Here is a 17,460-nt window from a genome sequence, read left to right on the forward strand (position 1 = left end):
CAGCTCGTGCTCGTTGTTCCCTTTGACGAACATGCGCCGTCCATGAAGTCATTTGCGTCCCTCTCGGTATTTCGTCGCACCCTACACTGAATGTAGTTTTCGAGGCCGCCCCCTACACTGACTGTAGTTTTCGAAGCCACTACCACCAGCGGCCGGCCACCATGCCGCATGATGTGGCGCCGTAGCCACACAATTTTCCAAAAACCTTAAGTTTGTCAGCAGCTCTTGTTCCCCTTGAGGAAAGGCCACCGTGTATTGAAATGATTTGCGCATTCCAGCATGGGTGCCTCCCGCGCGCTACACTGAGTGTAGTAAGCGGTTTCCCGAGACAATTTCGGCGCTGTTCTTGTCCCGAGAGCAGACAGACGCTGTCCGCCCAAGGGACAACGACGCCGGCTCGCATGTCTTTCGCAAGACATGAGCGCGGCGCGCGACGGCTTACCCGCTAGACGCGCTGATGCCGATCGGCAACAACCACACGGGGTTGAAGTGCAGGATCTCGCTGGCCAGGCTCCTGTGTCCCAGCTGGGCGGCGAGGATGGCCAGCGCCGGCAAGGCCACGAAGCCAAGCACAAGGGCGAGCGCAAGCAGCCACGCAAACGCGTAGCGGGTCAACAGCTTAGGAATGATCTGGCGCCGAGGGGCGCGGGGGGAAGAGCGGCAGGAAGGAAGGCGGGGCGAAGGCGAGGGAGGGAGCGAACGTCGGGGCCCATCACTATCGCCGTCGCCATCGCCGTCGCCGCCATCCCCATCGCTACCGTTCGTGCCGTCGCTGGCTCCGTCGCCTGGTGTGCTGTCGCCGCCACCGGCGGAGGCCACTACTTTGGCTTTTTCCTTCACCGCTGGGCCGCTGTAGGCCGCTCGCTTCGTTACAGCACCGGCGAGTACACGCATGGCGTAGCACGCGTAGTCGAACTGTACGACGGCACCGCGTTGCCGGATAAAGCGCACTGCATCGCGACTATTTAGGAGAACCCCGGCGACGGGCCTAAGTGGTTGCCGCCTCGGCGTGATTGGCTGATGCATGGAAAGCTCCTGGGTAGTTGAGTTGCCCGCTGATTTTATAAGAGCAGAGGCCGACTGTCCCGTCGACGTGTTGCTGCCACTTCTACTGGCGTAGGCGTAGGTCAAACGTCACCAAAGAGACTAGCCAGGAATGCGCCGGCAGACTATTCTATGTACCCAGGGCCCGCTCGATGCGTTGCTGATTGAATGGGTCATCGCGGTCGATGTAGCGTATGGCCGACTGCGCGCTCTTCCAGCCGACATGCTCCATCAGCGTCTTCAAGTCCCAGCCATTTGCGTTGGCCCAGCTGGCAAATCCGCGCCGCAGCGAATGGGTACTATACAGTTCAGCCGCATCGACATCGCTGGCAACCAGCACGCGCCTGAGCAAAGGGAGGAGGCTATCCACGTTCAAAGCGTCGTCGCCAACATTTCCCCATCGATCGACTCGCCTGAAAACGGGGCCGCCTTGCAGATCGGCGGCCTGGACCCAGTCGAGATAGGCGCTCACAGGGCACATGCGCGTCAACTGTGGGACGCGAAACGTCTGGCCCTGCAGATGGCGATCGGTTTTTGTTCGTGGCAGGAAGCACTCCATGCCTTCTTCCGGTACAACCCGAATGTGTTCCACGCGCAGCCGGCTTAATTCATCGCCGCGAAACCCACGCCAAAACCCTAACAGGAACAAGGCACGGTCACGCAGGTGCCGCAGTGCCTCAGCACGATCACCCGCAGCCCGAGCACGGCCGACCGCCTCTGTCAAACAGTCGTCGATCCGAGCCAGCTGCACGATCTGCAGCGGCTCGGCACGCTTTTGCACTGCTGGATGCAGGCTCTGGACGCCTCGCATGACCTTGCGCACAACCGGCGCCTTGGTTGGGTCGGCAAAGCCGTGTTCCCTATGCCACTCCGCCAGGGCGGCAAGACGTTGCCGTAACGTGCTGATCGCTAGGCTGTTGGCGTGGCTCGCGAGGTATTGCGCCACGGTGTCGGGGGACGCCGGCAGAAGGCCTCCCCACTCGATTTCGAAGTGACGGATCGCAGACGCGTAGGCATGCCGCGTGTTCTGTCTGGTAGCGGCGTGAACGTAGACGTCGACGGTACTCACCGCTGCCTCCGCTGGTGCAGCTCTTCGAGATCGCGCAGCGCGTCGGCGCCGCGGCATACCTGCCCATCGCTACGCAGGTATCGAAACCTGTCGTTGGGTGCGTAAATCTGGCGGTCGGCATTTCCAATGATGAGCCCGTTAAAAAACGCCGCGTGGGTTTCATCGACATCGACAGTGCCCGGCTTTTCCTTGAATGATCCGATCATTGCCAGGTCGTGCGATATAGGGAACAGTACATCGGTATCCCGCTGGCCAAATCCAGGAGCGACCCTTCGGCCCTTCGGCGCCGCGGCATCCCATCGCAGTAACACAGGGTGATCGGATGTAATGAAGCCGCCGGACTCCGGCAGGGCGCGCAAGATAAGCCAGTTTCGCCTGCCCAGCAGCGGCAACACGGTATCGACGAGCTTTAGCTCCTGCTGTACATGGCGAGTGGTCGATACCTGCAGGTCGTATTCGTCACGGTCGAAGAACTCACGCATGGTCTCGTATGGCAATATCTCATCAGCGCTGAACGCGCCTTCGGCAGCTGCCTTGCGAAAGCGCGCTTCGTATCGTTCCTTGGACGACAACGTCAGGTCGAGGACGCGCTTCCACACTTCTTCCTCCGTTCTGCGCATACGTTCGCGCATCCCGGGATTGCGCACGGCTAGTAGGGCAACGAGATTAAGGATCAGATTGTGATCTTCGGCATTGACTACACCACCGGCCGCAATGCTGCGTCCCAGCGCCTGGTCGACGTCCGTCTCGAATGAAGAAAAGCTAGATTCGACAGCGTCGGGGGACACCCCGTCCAGGTCAACGCGATTGAAGTCGCGAGCCGCGGCGACGTTGCACGGCTTGGTCGAGAAATCGCGCATGGCTGCCGCGTCTACGACGTAAAGCTGAGAGTCCTTACTTCGAGGCTTCGCGAACCCCTTCAGATAGCACTGCGGTACCCAGTGGTGTTTGCGGGACTCACCGATGGCCATTATTTAGCTCCTGTCGCTGCCAGATGCCCCTGCATACGGGGAATCAGCATATTACAGCGATTTGGCCTACTAACACCGGATAATTGCTTATTATCCTAACTAACAAATTGAGGAAATTCGCCACCGTTGCAGCCAGCTGTCAGTATGTACTATGGTAGTATGTACGGCGGTACGAAATTGTCGATGAGAGGTAACAAATGGCCAGGGCTGGCGTGTATTTATGGGATGTGAAGCGGGCGCGGGACGTGCTAGTCGCCAGCGGGCGGAACCCGTCAATCGACGCAGTCCGGGCAGAATTGGGCAATACGGGATCGAAAACGACCATTCACAAATACCTGCGCGAGCTCGAAGCAGAGGAGCGTAACGACGGCGCATCAGTGAGCGAGGCACTCCAAAAACTTGTCAGTCAGCTCGCCGAGCAGCTTCAAGCAGAAGCCGTCGTAGCGGTTGACGTGGTACGCACGCAATTGGCGACAGAACGTGATGAACACCAGCAAACAACCGTCAGCCTGAACACCCAGCTGGCCGGCCTCCGCCGTGAACTCGAGTCGTTGTCGCAGCAGCTGGAATCGGCGCTGCAGCAGATCTCCGCCATGCAGCAGCAGCTGCAGCAGGAGCAGCTTGCCCGGCATGCGGCGGAGCAGCGCGGCCAGGATCTGTCAGAACGTCTGGCGGTGGCGGAAAGGCACCAGGCATCGCTGGAAGAGAAGCACAAACACGCGCGGGAAGCACTGGAGCATTTCCGTGCCGCGGCGAAGGAGCAGCGCGACCAGGAAGCCAGACGACACGAACACCAAGTACATGCCGTCCAGACTGAGTTGCGGCAAGCCCAACAGGCTGCAGCGCTGAAGCAGGAGCAACTGACCCAGGTGAATCGGGAGGCCGCGGCACTTGCTGCCGAACTGGCAGCAAACAAACAGGCCGTCTATCTGGAAAAAGAAGTCAGCCGGCGCTTACAACATCGCGTGGAGCAACTCCAGGCGGTCGAAACCCATGCTGCCACGCTCAAGAGTCAGAGCGCCGAGGCACGCGGCCGCGTCCGCGAGGCCGAGGCGGCATTGGCAGTGGCCTTGGAGACGTGTAGCGAGCTGCGTGAACAAAAAGCGGGGCTGGAAGCTCAGCTGAACAGCGCCGGCCACACGAGGAAGTTCGAAGAGCGTATCAGTGAACTCCAGCAGGCCATACTCCGCATTAGTGGGCCGCATGCGCGCTTGGGTGATAGCGACAAAGGGGCAGGCTAGGCTTCGATAACAAGCGTGTCGATACCGCACGCACGCAAGAGGTCAATCAAGACGGCCATATAGCGGGAAGAATGCCTACAGTCCTGGCCCGGTATTCGATAGCTCGCGCAGAATGGCGCAGTCTTCCATCCGATGGGGCCCGTCACACTGCTCGCGCAGCTGCACGAGCTCGACACGCAGCATTGCCAACGATCGCAGCTGCTGATCGATGCGATCGATATGATGATCCACCAGATTGTTCACGGACCCACAGTTGGCTTGACGCTCAGTGCGAAGCGCGATCAAGGTGCGAATGTCCGCAAGGCCCATCTGGAGTGATCGGCATTGCCGGATGAAACGCAGCTCGGCCAGATGGGTTGCGGTATAGGTTCGATAGCCGTTCACAGCCCGCGCCGGCGCGTCCAACAGTCCAGCCTTCTCGTAGTACCGCACGGTTTCGATATCGCAACCAGACGCCGTTGCCAGTTCGCCAATTTTCATATTTTTTCTGTTAGAAGGGTTCGCACGCTTGACCCTGTAGTAGCTCCAGGGTTTTTAATAGCATACCGAAATTGTTCTGGACACGCCACGCCTTAGCCCCCGGCGCTCAACCATTGATCAAGCGAGTAATCGAAGATGTCCGACATGAAACCTGACAGCTGTGCTGCATCCGCGTGTGCCTGTACGGCAGGCACCTCAGTGCCGCTGCGCGAACTTTCCAGCGGCGGCGAGCGCGTCACCTATCGCATCCCGAACATGGACTGTCCATCCGAAGAGGCACTGATTCGCAAGCGCCTCGCCGGCATCGATGAGGTGCTCGATCTGCGCTTCAACCTGATGGGTCGCACGCTGGATGTGGTCCATAATCTGCCAAGCGTCGACCCGATCACAACGGCGCTGCGCGAGATTGGGATGAAGGCAGCACTGTTGGATGAGCAGGACCCGGCCACGCCTGCCGAGGAACCGGTGCGGCTCACAGGACGGCAGAAACTTGCCCTGGTCCTGGCAGGCGTGAGCGCTGCTGCTGCCGAAGCCATCGTCTGGATGGGAACGCCCGAGAATTCGTCACAGGTGATCGCCCTGGCCGTGCTGTCGATCCTCCTGGCGGGCCTTCCGACACTGCGCAAGGGCTGGGTGGCGCTCCGAACGCTCACGCTCAACATCAATTTCCTGATGTGCCTTGCGGTCCTGGGTGCGATTGTCATCGGCCAGTGGCCGGAAGCGGCGATGGTGATTTTCCTGTTTGCCATTGCCGAACTAATCGAGGGGCTTTCGCTCGATCGCGCCCGCAATAGCGTCCGCGGGCTACTGGCCTTGGCACCTGAGGAGGCCAACGTGCAGGGCGCGGACGGACAGTGGCATGTGACGGCGGCGGACCAGATCGCAGTGGGCGCGGTCGTCCAGGTCAAGCCTGGCGAGCGCATCGCCGTCGATGGCGAGGTGATGGATGGCCAGTCTTCCGTCAACCAGGCACCGATCACCGGCGAAAGCATGCCGGTGGCCAAGCAGCCAGGCGACAGCGTGTACGCCGGCACGATCAACGAGCAAGGCGCGCTGCAGATCCGCGTTACCGCGCAGCGAGGAGACAGCACGTTGGCCAAGATTGTCCGCGTCATTGAGGAGACGCAGCGCAATCAGGCCCCAACCCAACGCTTTGTCGACAGCTTTGCGCGGTATTACACGCCGGCGGTTGTCGTCGCCGCCATTTTGGTCGCGCTACTGCCTCCGCTGCTGTGGCAGCAACCATTTCAGGTCTGGCTGTACAAATCGTTGGTGATGCTGGTGATCGCTTGTCCGTGCGCCTTGGTCATCTCGACACCTGTCACCGTTGTCAGTGGTTTGACGGCAGCGGCTCGGCACGGCATCCTGATCAAAGGCGGGCAGTTCCTCGAGGCAGGGCATCGGCTCAAGGCTATCGCACTGGATAAGACGGGAACGCTCACGCAGGGGCGCCCGGCCGTTGTCGAGGTGATAGCCATGCCTGGCGCGACCCGGGAGCAGGTCCTGGCGATCGCAGCCAGCCTGGACGCCAACTCCGATCATCCGCTCGCCCGTGCCATCGTGGCGGCGCTGCCGCAGGGAGAAACGCCGCAGCGCGTCGACCGGTTCGAGGCATTGTCCGGACGCGGTGTCCGCGGAACGATCGGCGGAGTCTCGTACTATCTGGGTAACGCACGCCTGCTGTCGGACATCAATGTCGGGACGAACGACGTGCACGCAGCCTTGTCAGCACAACAAGAACACGCACGTACTGCGATTTTCCTCGCGACCGAGTCACAGGTATTGGGCGTGATCGGTATTGCCGACGTGCTGCGTCCCAACGCCGGACAGGCGGTAACCAAGCTCAGAGAACTGGGCGTCGTCGCGGTGATGCTTACCGGTGACAATGTCGCGACTGCGCAGCAGATCGGCAAGGAAACCGGCATCGAGCAGATTCGCGCGGACATGCTGCCGGATCATAAGCTGGCGGCGATCGAGGAACTCGAGACCACCTACGGCCCGGTGGGCATGATCGGCGACGGCATCAACGATGCGCCAGCGCTGGCGCGGGCTACGGTGGGCTTTGCCATGGGAGCGGCTGGCAGCGATACCGCGATCGAGACAGCGGACGTGGCTTTGATGGACGACGACTTGGGCAAGCTTGCCGGTTTTATCGAACTGAGCCGATTTACCCGCCGGGTTTTGATACAGAATATCGTGCTGGCTTTGGGCATTAAGCTCGTGTTCTTCGTGCTTGCGCTGTTGGGCCTGGCAACGCTGTGGATGGCCGTCTTCGCCGACGTCGGTGCCAGCCTCCTGGTGGTGTTCAACGGATTACGACTGCTGCGTTCAACGGGCAAAGGACAGGTGGGCCAGGCATGACCCCGGCAGGCATCACTCGTTCTCGTCCTGCCGAGCGTGCACGACAAGGCTCGCGCGCGGGCAGCTCGTGGTATATTCCCGCCATGGTTCGCCGTTTCGTCTATGTCATGCTTACAATCATCGCACTTCAGCTCAGCTGGACGGCGATCAGTGCCTATTGCATGCACGAAACCGGCGTCGCGGCGCAGCACTTTGGTCATCATCAGCACGTGGACGATGGCGACGACTTGCCCGCCGGGCTGAAAGACAAGCCTGGTGTGGCCAAGAAATTCGCGGCGCATGCACACTGCTCGTCCTGTTCCCATGCCGTTCTGGCGATCGACGTGTTCCAGGCAACGCACCATCCGGTTGCCGCGAATGCAATGCCGGACAGCGTCATTCCGCAGTTCACCTCCGTTTTCTCCGCTCCCCCCGAGCGCCCTCAGTGGGCCGTCGTCGCGTAAATCCAGCGGCCCATCGATACAAACGTTTGTCTTGACTTCCCCGAGTGCATTGCCACTCGGCGTTGGTGTCATTGCCGCTGGATAGCCTTCGTGTTCACTTTCGGAGTTATCCATGCATACCAGCTTTATTTTAGTGGGCGCAACGGCATTGCTGATGCCGCTGTGCGCCCATGCCGCTGCCGATCTCGGACAGCAACACACGTCCGGCCAGGCGCAAGTGGCGCCAGCCCCCACGCAGGACGCCCGGCCGCTGTCGTTGGCCGAGGCCATCGAACTGGCCCTTGCGGCCAACCCCGGCTTGCGCTCCGCACGCCAGGACATCGACATCGCCGACGCCAACCGGTTGCAGGCAGGCCTGCTGCCGAATCCTGAACTGGCGCTGTTGCGCGAGGGGATGGACAAGGGAACGCGCACCCAGACCGTGCAGGTCAGCCAGCGCCTCGAATTGGGCGGCAAGCGCGCGGCGCGCGTCGCTCTGGCTGAAGGTGAGCGACGTATAGCAACGCAAGACGTGGCCATTGCGTTGGCCGACCTGCGCGCAGATGTCGTGACGACCTACTTTGACGCGTTGACCGCACAGGAACGCCTCGACCTGGCCGAGGCATCGCTGCAGCTTGCCCAGAAGGTCACGCAGGCGGCCACACGCAGGGTTGCCGCCGGCCGCATTTCCCCCGTCGAACAATCGCGCTCCGAGGTTGCCGAAGCGGGTGCAAGACTCGAGGTGGCGCAAGCGGTTTCCGCACTCGGCCTTGCCCGGCAACGCCTGCTTGCGCTATGGGCTGGTACGGGTGCGCTGCAGCGGCCGCTGGAAAAGGCCCCCGCGGACGACATCCCCCTGCCGCTGCTGGAAACACTGCACCGGCGGCTCGACGACTCACCACAGTTGCGCAGGGCGCATGAGCAGGTCGAAAGGGAGCAAAGCCGGGTCCGGTTCGAGCGCGCGCAGCGCATTCCCGATGTCAGTGTCACGTTGGGCAACAAGCGTGACGACGAGATCGGCCGCAACCAGGCGGTGATCGGGTTGTCCGTCCCCTTGCCGCTGTTCAACCGGAACCAGGGAAGCGAGCTGGCTGCATTGCGTCAGCTCGAGAAGGCACGTATCGATCTCGACGGGGAGCGTCTGCGCCTTACCCAGGCGCTGTCGGAGGCGTACCAGCGCGCCCGCCTGGCTCAGGAAGAGGTGTCCAGCCTGAAGCGCGACATCCTGCCGGCAGCGCAGCGGGCGTACGAGGCCTCGGTCACAGGGTTCGAACTGGGCAAGTTCAGTTTTCTCGACGTGATCGACGCCCAGCGCACGCTGTTCCAGACGCGTGCGCAATATCTGCGGGCGCTTGCCGAGCGTTACCGCGCCGGTGCCGATATCGAGCGCTATGTCCCGCAGCGCCCGCAACAGTAAATCAAGACAGGATAAAAGATGAAGTTCACATTCGATAAAAAGACCGCGACCGCGGTGCTTTCGGTCGTCATGGTCGGCGTGCTGCTAGCCGCGGCGATCTTGTTCTGGAAGACGGACGATCACGGCGAAGCTGCCGAGGGCGGCCACGGCGAGGCGGCAAGCGCCGAGCACGGCAAGGAGGGCGCGAAAGGGGAAGGACATGCTGAAGGCATTGTCGAGTTGACCGATGACCAGATCCGGACCGCCGGCATCGCGACCGCCAAGGCCGCCGGTGCCGTCATTGGCAATATGCTGAAGTTCCCCGGCGAGGTGCGCTTCAATGAGGACAGAACAGCGCACGTCGTCCCGCGGGTCGCCGGTGTTGCCGAGTCGGTGTCGGCCGACCTTGGGCAACTCGTTCGCAAGGGCCAGGTACTGGCCGTGATCTCCAGCCCGGAACTTGCCGAACTGCGCAGCAACGCACAGGCCGCCAACAAGCGCCTGGACCTGGCGCGGCTCACCTACGAGCGGGAAAAGAAGCTGTGGGAGGACAAGATCTCGGCGGAGCAGGATTATCTGCAAGCCCAGCAGGCTTTCCGCGAGGCGCAGATCGCCGCTCAGGCAGCAAGCTCCAAGCTGGCTGCCCTTGGCGCGGCCAGTGCCGACGGTCCACTCAATCGCTACGTGCTGCGCGCGCCCTTCGATGCCATGGTGGTCGAGAAGCACATCGCGCAGGGCGAGTCGCTGAAGGAAGACGCCAACGTGTTCCTGCTGTCGGACCTGTCGACGGTATGGGTCGAGGTGGTGATCTCCGCCCAGGACCTGGAAGCGGTCCGGGTCGGCATGCCCGTTACCGTCCGGGCAACCGCAGCCTCGACGGCGGCGGAAGGCAAGGTCAGCTATGTGGGCGCTTTGCTGGGCGAGGAGACCCGCACGGCTAAGGCGCGTGTCGTGCTGTCCAATCCGCAGATGGCCTGGCGGCCGGGCCTGTTCGTTGACGTCGCCATGGCACGCGGCACCCGCCAAGTGCCGGTGGCGGTGGCGGCGGAAGCACTGCAGACGACCGAAGGGAAATCGATGGTCTATCTACGGGTGCCGCAGGGGTTCAAGCCACAACCCGTCACCGTCGGCATCACCGACGGCAAGCTCGCCGAGATCACCGCGGGCCTGACTGCGGGTGCCAGCTATGCGACGACTGGCAGCTTCGTGCTCAAAGCCGAGCAGGGCAAGGGCAGCGCCGAGCATGAAGACTAACGGGGGAGCCACGCATGTTTGAGCGCATTATTCGTTTCGCCATCGAGCACCGCTGGCTGGTCATGCTGGCCGTGTTCGCGATGGCGGCCATCGGCGTGTACAGCTATCAGAAGCTGCCCATCGATGCCGTCCCGGACATTACCAACGTCCAGGTCCAGATCAACACCTCGGCACCGGGCTACTCGCCACTCGAAGTTGAGCAGCGGGTGACCTTCCCGATCGAGACCGTGATGGCCGGCCTGCCGCATCTGGAGCAGACGCGCTCGCTGTCGCGGTACGGCCTGTCGCAGGTCACCGTGATTTTCGAGGACGGTACCGACATCTACTTCGCGCGCCAGCTCGTCAACCAGCGCATCCAGGAAGCGCGCGAAAACCTGCCGTCCGGCGTCACACCGATGATGGGCCCCATTTCCACGGGGCTGGGAGAGATCTACCTGTGGACCGTTGAAAGCGAACCTGGCGCGAAGAAGCCCGACGGCACGCAGTACACCCCCACCGATTTGCGCGAGGTGCAGGACTGGATCATCAAACCCCAGCTGCGCCAGGTCCGTGGCGTCACCGAAATCAACTCGATCGGCGGGTTCGCCAAGGAGTATCACATCACGCCCGACCCGGGCAAGCTCAGTTCGTATGGCCTGACGCTGCAACAGGTCGTCGCAGCCGTCGAGCGCAACAACGGCAATGTCGGCGCCGGCTACATCGAGCAGCGCGGGGAGCAGTTCCTGATCCGCGCTCCCGGCCAGGTCAGGACACTGGACGATATCCGCAACACGATCCTGACGAACGTGACGGGGGTTCCCATCCGTGTCCGCGACGTGGCCAGCGTCGATCTGGGCGCCGAGCTGCGTACCGGCGCGGCGACCGAGAACGGCCGCGAAGTGGTGCTCGGTACCGTATTCATGCTGATCGGTGAAAACAGCCGCACCGTCGCCCAGGCCGTGGCCGAGAAGATGGTGGCCGTCAACCGAACGCTGCCCAAAGGGATTCACGCCGTGCCGGTGTATGACCGGACGGTGCTTGTCGACAAGGCCATCGCCACGGTCAAGAAGAACCTGCTGGAAGGCGCGGTGCTCGTCATCGCCATCCTGTTCCTCTTCCTCGGCAATTTCCGCGCGGCGCTCATCACCGCCATGGTGATTCCGCTGGCGATGCTGTTTACCTTCACGGGAATGGTCACCTATCGGGTCAGTGCCAACCTGATGAGCCTGGGCGCGCTCGACTTCGGCATCATCATCGACGGCGCTGTCGTCATTGTCGAGAACTGCGTGCGCCGGCTGGCCCACGCCCAAGAGCATCACCGTCGCAACCTGACACTGCAGGAGCGCTTCCACGAGGTGTTTGCGGCGGCGCGCGAGTCCCGGCGGCCGCTGCTGTTCGGCCAGTTGATCATCATGGTCGTGTACCTGCCGATCTTCGCGCTGTCCGGCGTCGAGGGGAAGATGTTCCATCCGATGGCGTTTGCCGTCGTTGCCGCCCTGCTTGGGGCGATGATCCTGTCTGTGACGTTCATTCCCGCGGCGGTGGCACTGTTCATCGGCAAGCGGGTGGCGGAAAAAGAAAATCGCTTGATGGGCTGGGCACGCCGCGCGTACGAGCCGATGCTTGAAAAGGTGCTCCGCAATACCGCGCTTGTCATTACCAGCGCCGTGGTGCTGATATGCCTGTGCGGCTTGCTGGCGTCAAAGCTGGGGAGCGAATTCGTGCCCAGCCTTAACGAAGGCGATATCGCGCTGCAGTCACTGCGCATACCGGCGACGAGCCTGACGCAATCGCTCGACATGCAAAAGCGCATCGAAAGCGGCCTGAAGGCGAAGTTCCCGGAAATCGATCGCGTCTTCGCCCGCACCGGTACAGCGGAAATCGCTTCCGATCCGATGCCGCAAAATATCTCGGACGGTTACGTGATGTTCAAGCCCGAGAGCGCCTGGCCTGCGCCGAGAAAGACGCGTGCGGAACTGGTCGAGGCGATCCAGAAGGAAGCGGGGCGGTATGCAGGCAATGCGTACGAATTCTCGCAACCGATCCAGCTGCGATTCAATGAACTGATCTCCGGTGTGCGCAGCGATGTCGCCGTCAAGTTGTACGGTGACGACATGGATGTGCTTGCCGCGACGGGGCAACGCATTGCCGAGGTACTGCAACGCGTGCCCGGCGCCGTCGAGGTAAAAGTCGAACAAACGGGCGGCCTGCCGATGTTGACGGTGCAGATCGATCGCGAGAAGACCGCGCGGTACGGCCTCAACATCGCCGATGTGCAGGAGACGCTGGCCATCGCAACCGGCGGCAAGGAGGCTGGCACGATGTTCGAGGGTGACCGGCGATTCGACATCGTGGTACGCCTGCCGGAACAGCGGCGCACGGATCTCGACACGCTGCGGCGCCTGCCGATCTCGTTGCCTGTCGCGTCGCCTTCGGCCGCCCAGTCCTTTATCCCGCTCGGCGAAGTGGCAACCCTGACGTTCGCGCCCGGGCCCAATCAGATCAGCAGGGAAAACGGCAAGCGGCGCATCGTTATCAGCGCCAATGTCCGTGGCCGCGATATCGGCAGCTTCGTGCCGGAGGCCGAACAGACAATCCAGAAGAGTGTGGTCATCCCGGCAGGCTACTGGATGAGCTGGGGCGGTACGTTCGAGCAGCTTCAGTCCGCGACGCAGAGGCTGCAGGTTGTCGTCCCGCTCGCGCTTTTCCTCGTGTTTACGCTGCTGTTCGTCATGTTTAACAACGTCAAGGACGGCTTGCTCGTGTTCACCGGCATTCCCTTTGCGTTGACCGGCGGCGTGATTGCCCTGGCCCTGCGCGATATCCCGATGTCGATATCGGCTGCAGTCGGGTTCATCGCGCTGTCCGGGGTCGCTGTCCTCAACGGCCTGGTAATGATTTCCTTCATCCGCTCGTTGCGCGAAGAAGGAATGCCGCTGGAACGGGCCATCCGGGAAGGAGCACTGACGCGGTTGCGTCCCGTCCTGATGACGGCCCTGGTCGCCTCGCTGGGCTTCGTTCCGATGGCGTTGGCAACGGGCACGGGCGCAGAGGTGCAGCGGCCGCTGGCCACTGTCGTCATCGGTGGCATCTTGTCATCGACCGCCTTGACACTGCTGGTGTTGCCGCTGCTGTATCGCTTGATGCACCGCAACGACGGTGACGAACCTGCCGTGCAGGAGCCAGTTCGTGTGCCCGCGTGAGAAGGACGGTAGCGGCACGGGGCAGGGCGGCCGGGCGCACTTGTGCCATGCCGCCCGGGCCACGGTGCTGCTTGTCGGTATGGCTGGCGGGTTCAGCGCCGACAGCGACACGCTGCTGGCCGGGGCGGCCCATCAGATCGGGCCGCTCACCTTGGCAATGGCGCCGGCCGAAGGCGCGCGACGGTACTGTGCCCTGGCAGGCCACGCAGTACAGGGCGTTCTTGTTCTTGCTGGCGGCTTCTTGTTTGTGCGTGTCCTCGCCAGTGCGACGCACGGGGTGTTTCATGTCGACCGGCCGGACAGCGAGTTGGTGTTCGGGCTGTCGATGTTCATTGCGGCGCTCATGCTGGTCGCCGAATTGTCGGCACGCTCTCCGCTACGGCCTGGTTGCAGGGCGAGCGGTTTGGTCGGCCTGATCGTGGCGCTCCTGCCGGTAGCCGCGGCGATCGCTGGACCGCGCGTCTCGGTGCCGCTGGATGCCTACGGCGGTTTGCTATTGCTGGTTCTGCTGCCTGTTCGTTGGGCGATATCGGCGAGCCGCAACGGAGGTCAGTGATGATGTACCCGACAGAGGCTGTCCGCACTGCCGACTTCAAAGGAGGACCACGTGAGTGACGGATCCCACGACTCGGTATTGATTGGCGCGTTTATCTCTGCCGTTGGCAGCTTGGTAGGTGTGCTCGCGTTTGTCGCCTGGCTCGATTGGCGCGCCAAGCGCAATCGGCGTGGCGTCTTGAAGAAGAGGGCGCCGGGCCCTCATCGAAAGTCGCGCAAACGACACAAGTAAGTCGTCTTCAACATTAAAGGAGAAATGATGGGTTCTGGACATTCGCATGCAGTCAATGTAGGGCAGAACGAGCGGCCACTGTGGATCGCGTTGGGATTGACGACCGCATTTCTGGTTGCGGAAATAGTCGGCGGGATCCTGACGAACAGTCTCGCCCTGATATCGGATGCGGCGCACATGTTTACCGACACCGCGGCATTGGCCATTTCGCTGGCCGCCATCCGCATCGGCAAGCGGCCCGCCGACAAGCAGCGCACGTTTGGTTACTACCGCTTCGAGATCCTGGCGGCCGCGTTCAACGCGATCCTGCTGTTCCTGGTGGCGCTCTATATCTTGTACGAGGCCTATCAGCGCCTGCAGCATCCGCCTGAAATTGCCTCAGGCATGATGCTCGGCATCGCGGTGTTCGGCCTGGTCGTCAATCTGATCAGCATGCGGCTGCTTGCGGGCGGGCAGGAACAGAGCCTCAACGTAAAGGGCGCCTATCTTGAAGTGTGGAGCGACATGCTCGGTTCGATCGGCGTCATCATCGGCGCCCTCGTGATCCGATACACGGGGTGGACCTGGGTTGACTCGGTCATCGCCGTGGGAATTGGCCTCTGGGTTCTGCCGCGGACCTGGACGTTGCTCAAGGCCAGCATGAATGTCCTGCTCGAAGGTGTGCCCGAAGGGATCGGGCTGGCCGAGGTCGAATCGGCAATTCTCGCGGTTCCAGGTGTCGCGTCGGCGCACGATCTCCACGTATGGGCCATCACGAGCGGCAAGTCGAGCCTGACAGTGCACGTCGTTAGCGGTCAGCCACCGTCGGCCTGGCCAGCCTTGTTGCATGCGGTCAGGTCGACAGTCGCCAAGCGATTCGACATCCATCACAGCACCATCCAGATCGAGGATGTGCCGTGTGAGCAGGCGCAGGAAGAGCACTCGTTTGGTGGACATGACCACGATCATTGAAGCGGAATACCCACCGGCCTGTGCGCGATGCCGGTGGTGGCTTGTGCAGTAACCGGCGCCGGACCTGGCCCGGGCGCGCTACCATCTCCAACGAGCATCGAGCCCGTTGGCATATAACGCTACCAAAGGAGAAAAGACATGACAACAATTGAACAAAGCAACCTGCAGGCCTGCATCGAGGCCTGTGAAGAGGCGATCCACGCATGTCAGGAATGCGCCGCGGCCGATATTCGTGAAGGCGACGGCGACTGTGCGCTCATCAATCTGGACTGCGCCGATATCTGTTCCGCCACAATGAATGCGCTGGCGCGCGGGTCGGTGCACCATGGCGATTTCTGCCGCTTGTGCGCCCATATCTGTCGCGCATGCGCGGCAGAATGTGCTAAGCATGCCGAGCACCACGCGCACTGTGCCCGCTGTCAGCAGGCCTGTGAGAAGTGCGCCGCTGAATGCGCCAAACACGCTGGCGAGGCGCATATCTAATACAGTTGCTCATCATTTGAGTCACTGGGCGCGCACAGGGCAGGGCGGCACTTGTTGTCGGTCCTGCCGGTATCACAAGCGCGAACTCCCGCTTGCCTATCGGCGAAGAATCTTTGGGGGCCGCGAAAAGTCGCTAGAATGATTCCATGAAAGCGATCCTTCTGCTGATCCTGACAGTCTGCCTGTGCGCGAGCGCCGTCGCGGGACAGCGCGCGCCGCATGCCTGTTGTCCAGAGCAGCATTGCTCCCTCCAATGTATCGCCATGGGCTGTGCGCCTGTCGCGCTGGCGATTGCTCCGCCCCCGGTACCCATGAGCTGGGCCGTGGCGGGCGTCAGCGTCAGTGAGGTTTTTGTCAGTGAGTGTATTTTACCGTCGCCGTACCGAGCGATCTGGGTTCCGCCGGATTGAAGCGTGGCTTGGCGTTTTGCTTCGCGACGTTCTCAAACCTAAAGGAAATCAATCATGAAATCGAAACTCATCAAAATCTCCGTTGCAGCCGGCTTGTTGGCAGCTTCCGCTGGAGCCCTCGCTGCGGCGAACGGCTGCTGTGGCAGTATCGAATGCTGCCTCAAGATGTTGGCTTGCTGCCTGTAAGCGGCGCTAGGTAGAAGAGAAGGGCGGCTCCGGCCGCCCTTGTCACGTAAACAACAATTTGGACATTGGGCGTTCCATGCGATTCCTCGACGACAACAACATCACACTCACGCCGCGCCAGTATGAGCTGGCCGTGAAGGATTTTCTGGACGGCAGCGCGCTCGGCCTTCATCAGTTCAGCTCGAAACACTTGGAGTCGATTGAGGCGCCGGATGGATCGTATGAGTTCGACGTAACGGCGCGCTTTAGCGCTCTCGGCGCTGATTTCCTGGTCTTAGTCGAGTGCAAGCACAAGCGGCGCAAGGTCGAACGCCAGGATGTTCAGGCGCTGCATGCGAAACTGCGCTCCATCGGCGCTCCATCGGCGCTCAGAAGGCGATGCTGTTCTCGATTGCGGGCTTTCAGTCGGGCGCGCTGGAGTATGCGGCATCGCACGGCATCGCGCTTGTCCAGCTTGCGCACGGCAGCTCGACCTGGTTCACGAAGAGCATGGGTCCGGCAACGCTGCCGCCGCCTGAGCTGGGTATCCCTGAGTTTGTCGGCTGGTGGTTCGATAGCGATCGCCGGAGCGTGATATCGAAAGAAAATGGCGAGATCACCAGGGAGGCGCTTGGCTTTCCGGATCAGCTGCCGAAATGATGTCGTAGCACCTGGCAAACCAACTCAGGACGTAGCCGCAGGTGGAAAGGCCACATGAAAATCGATAAGGATCAGGTCATTGAGCGGTGTGCCGAACTGGGTCTCTGCTGGACGGTCGCGCAGGCCATTGGGAGAGAGTCTGGTTATAACGGCAGTGCAGCAGTGTGTTGGGCGATCGGACTAGAACCATCGAGTTTGCAGCCATTGCGGCCGCGGAACTGGATCCGCATGGCGGCTCAAAGTAGCAGCGTCAGCTATCGACAGGAGCTTTCTGAAGCTGAACTCATCACGATCTTGGGCTCCGGTTTGGCTCCGTCGACTTTCAAGGCGCACATCTGGCATTTGCTGGACGAGGTGCCAGCGCAGATTTTGGTCATGGCAGCTGAGCAGGTTGCGTCACAAGCTGGCGTGCCAATCACAGCAGTGTGGGCCAATATTTTTACGCTGGCGAGGTCAACGGGCAGCCTGCGGCTAAGCACTTGGCAGACGCCGGTTCAGACAGCCCCGGCCGAAGGGTCTTAGTCTGCATGGGAAGGCGCTGCAGTGGATCGCGCGCTTTGGGCGTACGCCCGAGCCAAGGAACA

At 61.8% G+C, this 17,460-nt stretch carries 16 protein-coding genes; 12 read left to right on the plus strand and 4 right to left on the minus strand.

Going from position 1 to position 17,460, the window contains the following annotated elements:
- Positions 1–438: 438 nt before the first annotated feature.
- The 3 genes from E7V67_013275 to E7V67_013285 form a co-directional block, all read right to left on the minus strand.
- Positions 439–1,026, minus strand: a complete 588-nt coding sequence (locus E7V67_013275) for a hypothetical protein (protein ID WUR16029.1) — start codon at positions 1,024–1,026, stop codon at positions 439–441.
- Between the two features lie 148 nt (positions 1,027–1,174).
- Positions 1,175–2,113 (minus strand): site-specific integrase, encoded by a 939-nt coding sequence (locus E7V67_013280; GenBank protein WUR16030.1) that lies wholly within the window; start codon positions 2,111–2,113, stop codon positions 1,175–1,177.
- Positions 2,110–3,084 carry a DUF4238 domain-containing protein gene (locus E7V67_013285; GenBank protein WUR16031.1) on the minus strand — a complete coding sequence of 325 codons (975 nt, stop codon included), beginning with the start codon at positions 3,082–3,084 and terminating at the stop codon, positions 2,110–2,112. Before E7V67_013285 ends, E7V67_013280 begins: the two co-directional genes overlap by 4 nt.
- 197 nt (positions 3,085–3,281) lie before the next feature.
- Between E7V67_013285 and E7V67_013290 the strand changes: the two genes are divergently transcribed.
- Complete coding sequence (locus E7V67_013290) at positions 3,282–4,325, plus strand: DNA-binding protein (protein ID WUR16032.1); 1,044 nt, start codon at positions 3,282–3,284, stop codon at positions 4,323–4,325.
- Between the two features lie 75 nt (positions 4,326–4,400).
- Here E7V67_013290 and E7V67_013295 read toward each other — a convergent pair whose 3' ends face one another.
- On the minus strand, positions 4,401–4,805 hold the full coding sequence (locus E7V67_013295; protein ID WUR16033.1) for a Cd(II)/Pb(II)-responsive transcriptional regulator: 405 nt from the start codon (positions 4,803–4,805) through the stop codon (positions 4,401–4,403).
- A gap of 135 nt (positions 4,806–4,940) precedes the next feature.
- On the opposite strand from E7V67_013295, the gene E7V67_013300 reads away from it, so the two are divergent.
- The 11 genes from E7V67_013300 to E7V67_013350 all read left to right on the plus strand — a co-directional run bounded on the left by E7V67_013300 (position 4,941) and on the right by E7V67_013350 (position 17,398).
- The gene (locus tag E7V67_013300) at positions 4,941–7,166 is read left to right on the plus strand and encodes a heavy metal translocating P-type ATPase (protein ID WUR16034.1); all 2,226 of its coding nucleotides are present in this window, start codon (positions 4,941–4,943) and stop codon (positions 7,164–7,166) included.
- A complete protein-coding gene (locus E7V67_013305; GenBank protein ID WUR16035.1) occupies positions 7,163–7,609 on the plus strand; it encodes a hypothetical protein in 447 nt (148 codons plus the stop codon). Before E7V67_013300 ends, E7V67_013305 begins: the two co-directional genes overlap by 4 nt.
- Positions 7,610–7,721: 112 nt before the next feature.
- Entirely contained in the window at positions 7,722–9,005 is a 1,284-nt protein-coding gene (locus tag E7V67_013310) for a TolC family protein (GenBank protein ID WUR16036.1), read from the plus strand.
- Positions 9,006–9,023: 18 nt separating this feature from the next.
- The gene (locus tag E7V67_013315) at positions 9,024–10,238 is read left to right on the plus strand and encodes an efflux RND transporter periplasmic adaptor subunit (protein ID WUR16037.1); all 1,215 of its coding nucleotides are present in this window, start codon (positions 9,024–9,026) and stop codon (positions 10,236–10,238) included.
- A gap of 14 nt (positions 10,239–10,252) precedes the next feature.
- Entirely contained in the window at positions 10,253–13,420 is a 3,168-nt protein-coding gene (locus tag E7V67_013320; protein WUR16038.1) for a CusA/CzcA family heavy metal efflux RND transporter, read from the plus strand.
- Positions 13,377–13,976 carry a hypothetical protein gene (locus E7V67_013325; GenBank protein WUR16039.1) on the plus strand — a complete coding sequence of 200 codons (600 nt, stop codon included), beginning with the start codon at positions 13,377–13,379 and terminating at the stop codon, positions 13,974–13,976. Before E7V67_013320 ends, E7V67_013325 begins: the two co-directional genes overlap by 44 nt.
- A gap of 258 nt (positions 13,977–14,234) precedes the next feature.
- Positions 14,235–15,158, plus strand: coding sequence for a cation diffusion facilitator family transporter (locus tag E7V67_013330; protein ID WUR16276.1), 924 nt, complete (start codon positions 14,235–14,237; stop codon positions 15,156–15,158).
- A 138-nt stretch (positions 15,159–15,296) separates the two neighbouring features.
- Positions 15,297–15,641, plus strand: coding sequence for a four-helix bundle copper-binding protein (locus E7V67_013335; protein WUR16040.1), 345 nt, complete (start codon positions 15,297–15,299; stop codon positions 15,639–15,641).
- 464 nt (positions 15,642–16,105) lie between these two features.
- On the plus strand, positions 16,106–16,237 hold the full coding sequence (locus E7V67_013340) for a hypothetical protein (protein ID WUR16041.1): 132 nt from the start codon (positions 16,106–16,108) through the stop codon (positions 16,235–16,237).
- 378 nt (positions 16,238–16,615) lie between these two features.
- Positions 16,616–16,876, plus strand: a complete 261-nt coding sequence (locus tag E7V67_013345; protein WUR16042.1) for a hypothetical protein — start codon at positions 16,616–16,618, stop codon at positions 16,874–16,876.
- 54 nt (positions 16,877–16,930) lie between these two features.
- Positions 16,931–17,398, plus strand: coding sequence for a hypothetical protein (locus E7V67_013350; GenBank protein WUR16043.1), 468 nt, complete (start codon positions 16,931–16,933; stop codon positions 17,396–17,398).
- The last annotated feature ends 62 nt before the right edge of the window (positions 17,399–17,460 follow it).

It is taken from the genome of [Empedobacter] haloabium (assembly GCA_008011715.2).
In the GTDB taxonomy this organism is placed as follows: Bacteria; Pseudomonadota; Gammaproteobacteria; order Burkholderiales; family Burkholderiaceae_D; genus Rugamonas; species Rugamonas haloabia.

Bases quoted from the DNA above. Each gene is read 5' to 3' on its own strand.
- E7V67_013285 (WUR16031.1), bottom strand. From the start codon at position 3,084: ATGGCCATCGGTGAGTCCCGCAAACACCACTGGGTACCGCAGTGCTAT.
- E7V67_013290 (WUR16032.1), top strand. From the start codon at position 3,282: ATGGCCAGGGCTGGCGTGTATTTATGGGATGTGAAGCGGGCGCGGGAC.
- E7V67_013345 (WUR16042.1), top strand. From the start codon at position 16,616: ATGCTGTTCTCGATTGCGGGCTTTCAGTCGGGCGCGCTGGAGTATGCG.
- E7V67_013330 (WUR16276.1), top strand. From the start codon at position 14,235: ATGGGTTCTGGACATTCGCATGCAGTCAATGTAGGGCAGAACGAGCGG.
- E7V67_013305 (WUR16035.1), top strand. From the start codon at position 7,163: ATGACCCCGGCAGGCATCACTCGTTCTCGTCCTGCCGAGCGTGCACGA.
- E7V67_013295 (WUR16033.1), bottom strand. From the start codon at position 4,805: ATGAAAATTGGCGAACTGGCAACGGCGTCTGGTTGCGATATCGAAACC.
- E7V67_013310 (WUR16036.1), top strand. From the start codon at position 7,722: ATGCATACCAGCTTTATTTTAGTGGGCGCAACGGCATTGCTGATGCCG.
- E7V67_013335 (WUR16040.1), top strand. From the start codon at position 15,297: ATGACAACAATTGAACAAAGCAACCTGCAGGCCTGCATCGAGGCCTGT.
- E7V67_013350 (WUR16043.1), top strand. From the start codon at position 16,931: ATGAAAATCGATAAGGATCAGGTCATTGAGCGGTGTGCCGAACTGGGT.
- E7V67_013300 (WUR16034.1), top strand. From the start codon at position 4,941: ATGTCCGACATGAAACCTGACAGCTGTGCTGCATCCGCGTGTGCCTGT.
- E7V67_013320 (WUR16038.1), top strand. From the start codon at position 10,253: ATGTTTGAGCGCATTATTCGTTTCGCCATCGAGCACCGCTGGCTGGTC.
- E7V67_013340 (WUR16041.1), top strand. From the start codon at position 16,106: ATGAAATCGAAACTCATCAAAATCTCCGTTGCAGCCGGCTTGTTGGCA.
- E7V67_013275 (WUR16029.1), bottom strand. From the start codon at position 1,026: ATGCATCAGCCAATCACGCCGAGGCGGCAACCACTTAGGCCCGTCGCC.
- E7V67_013315 (WUR16037.1), top strand. From the start codon at position 9,024: ATGAAGTTCACATTCGATAAAAAGACCGCGACCGCGGTGCTTTCGGTC.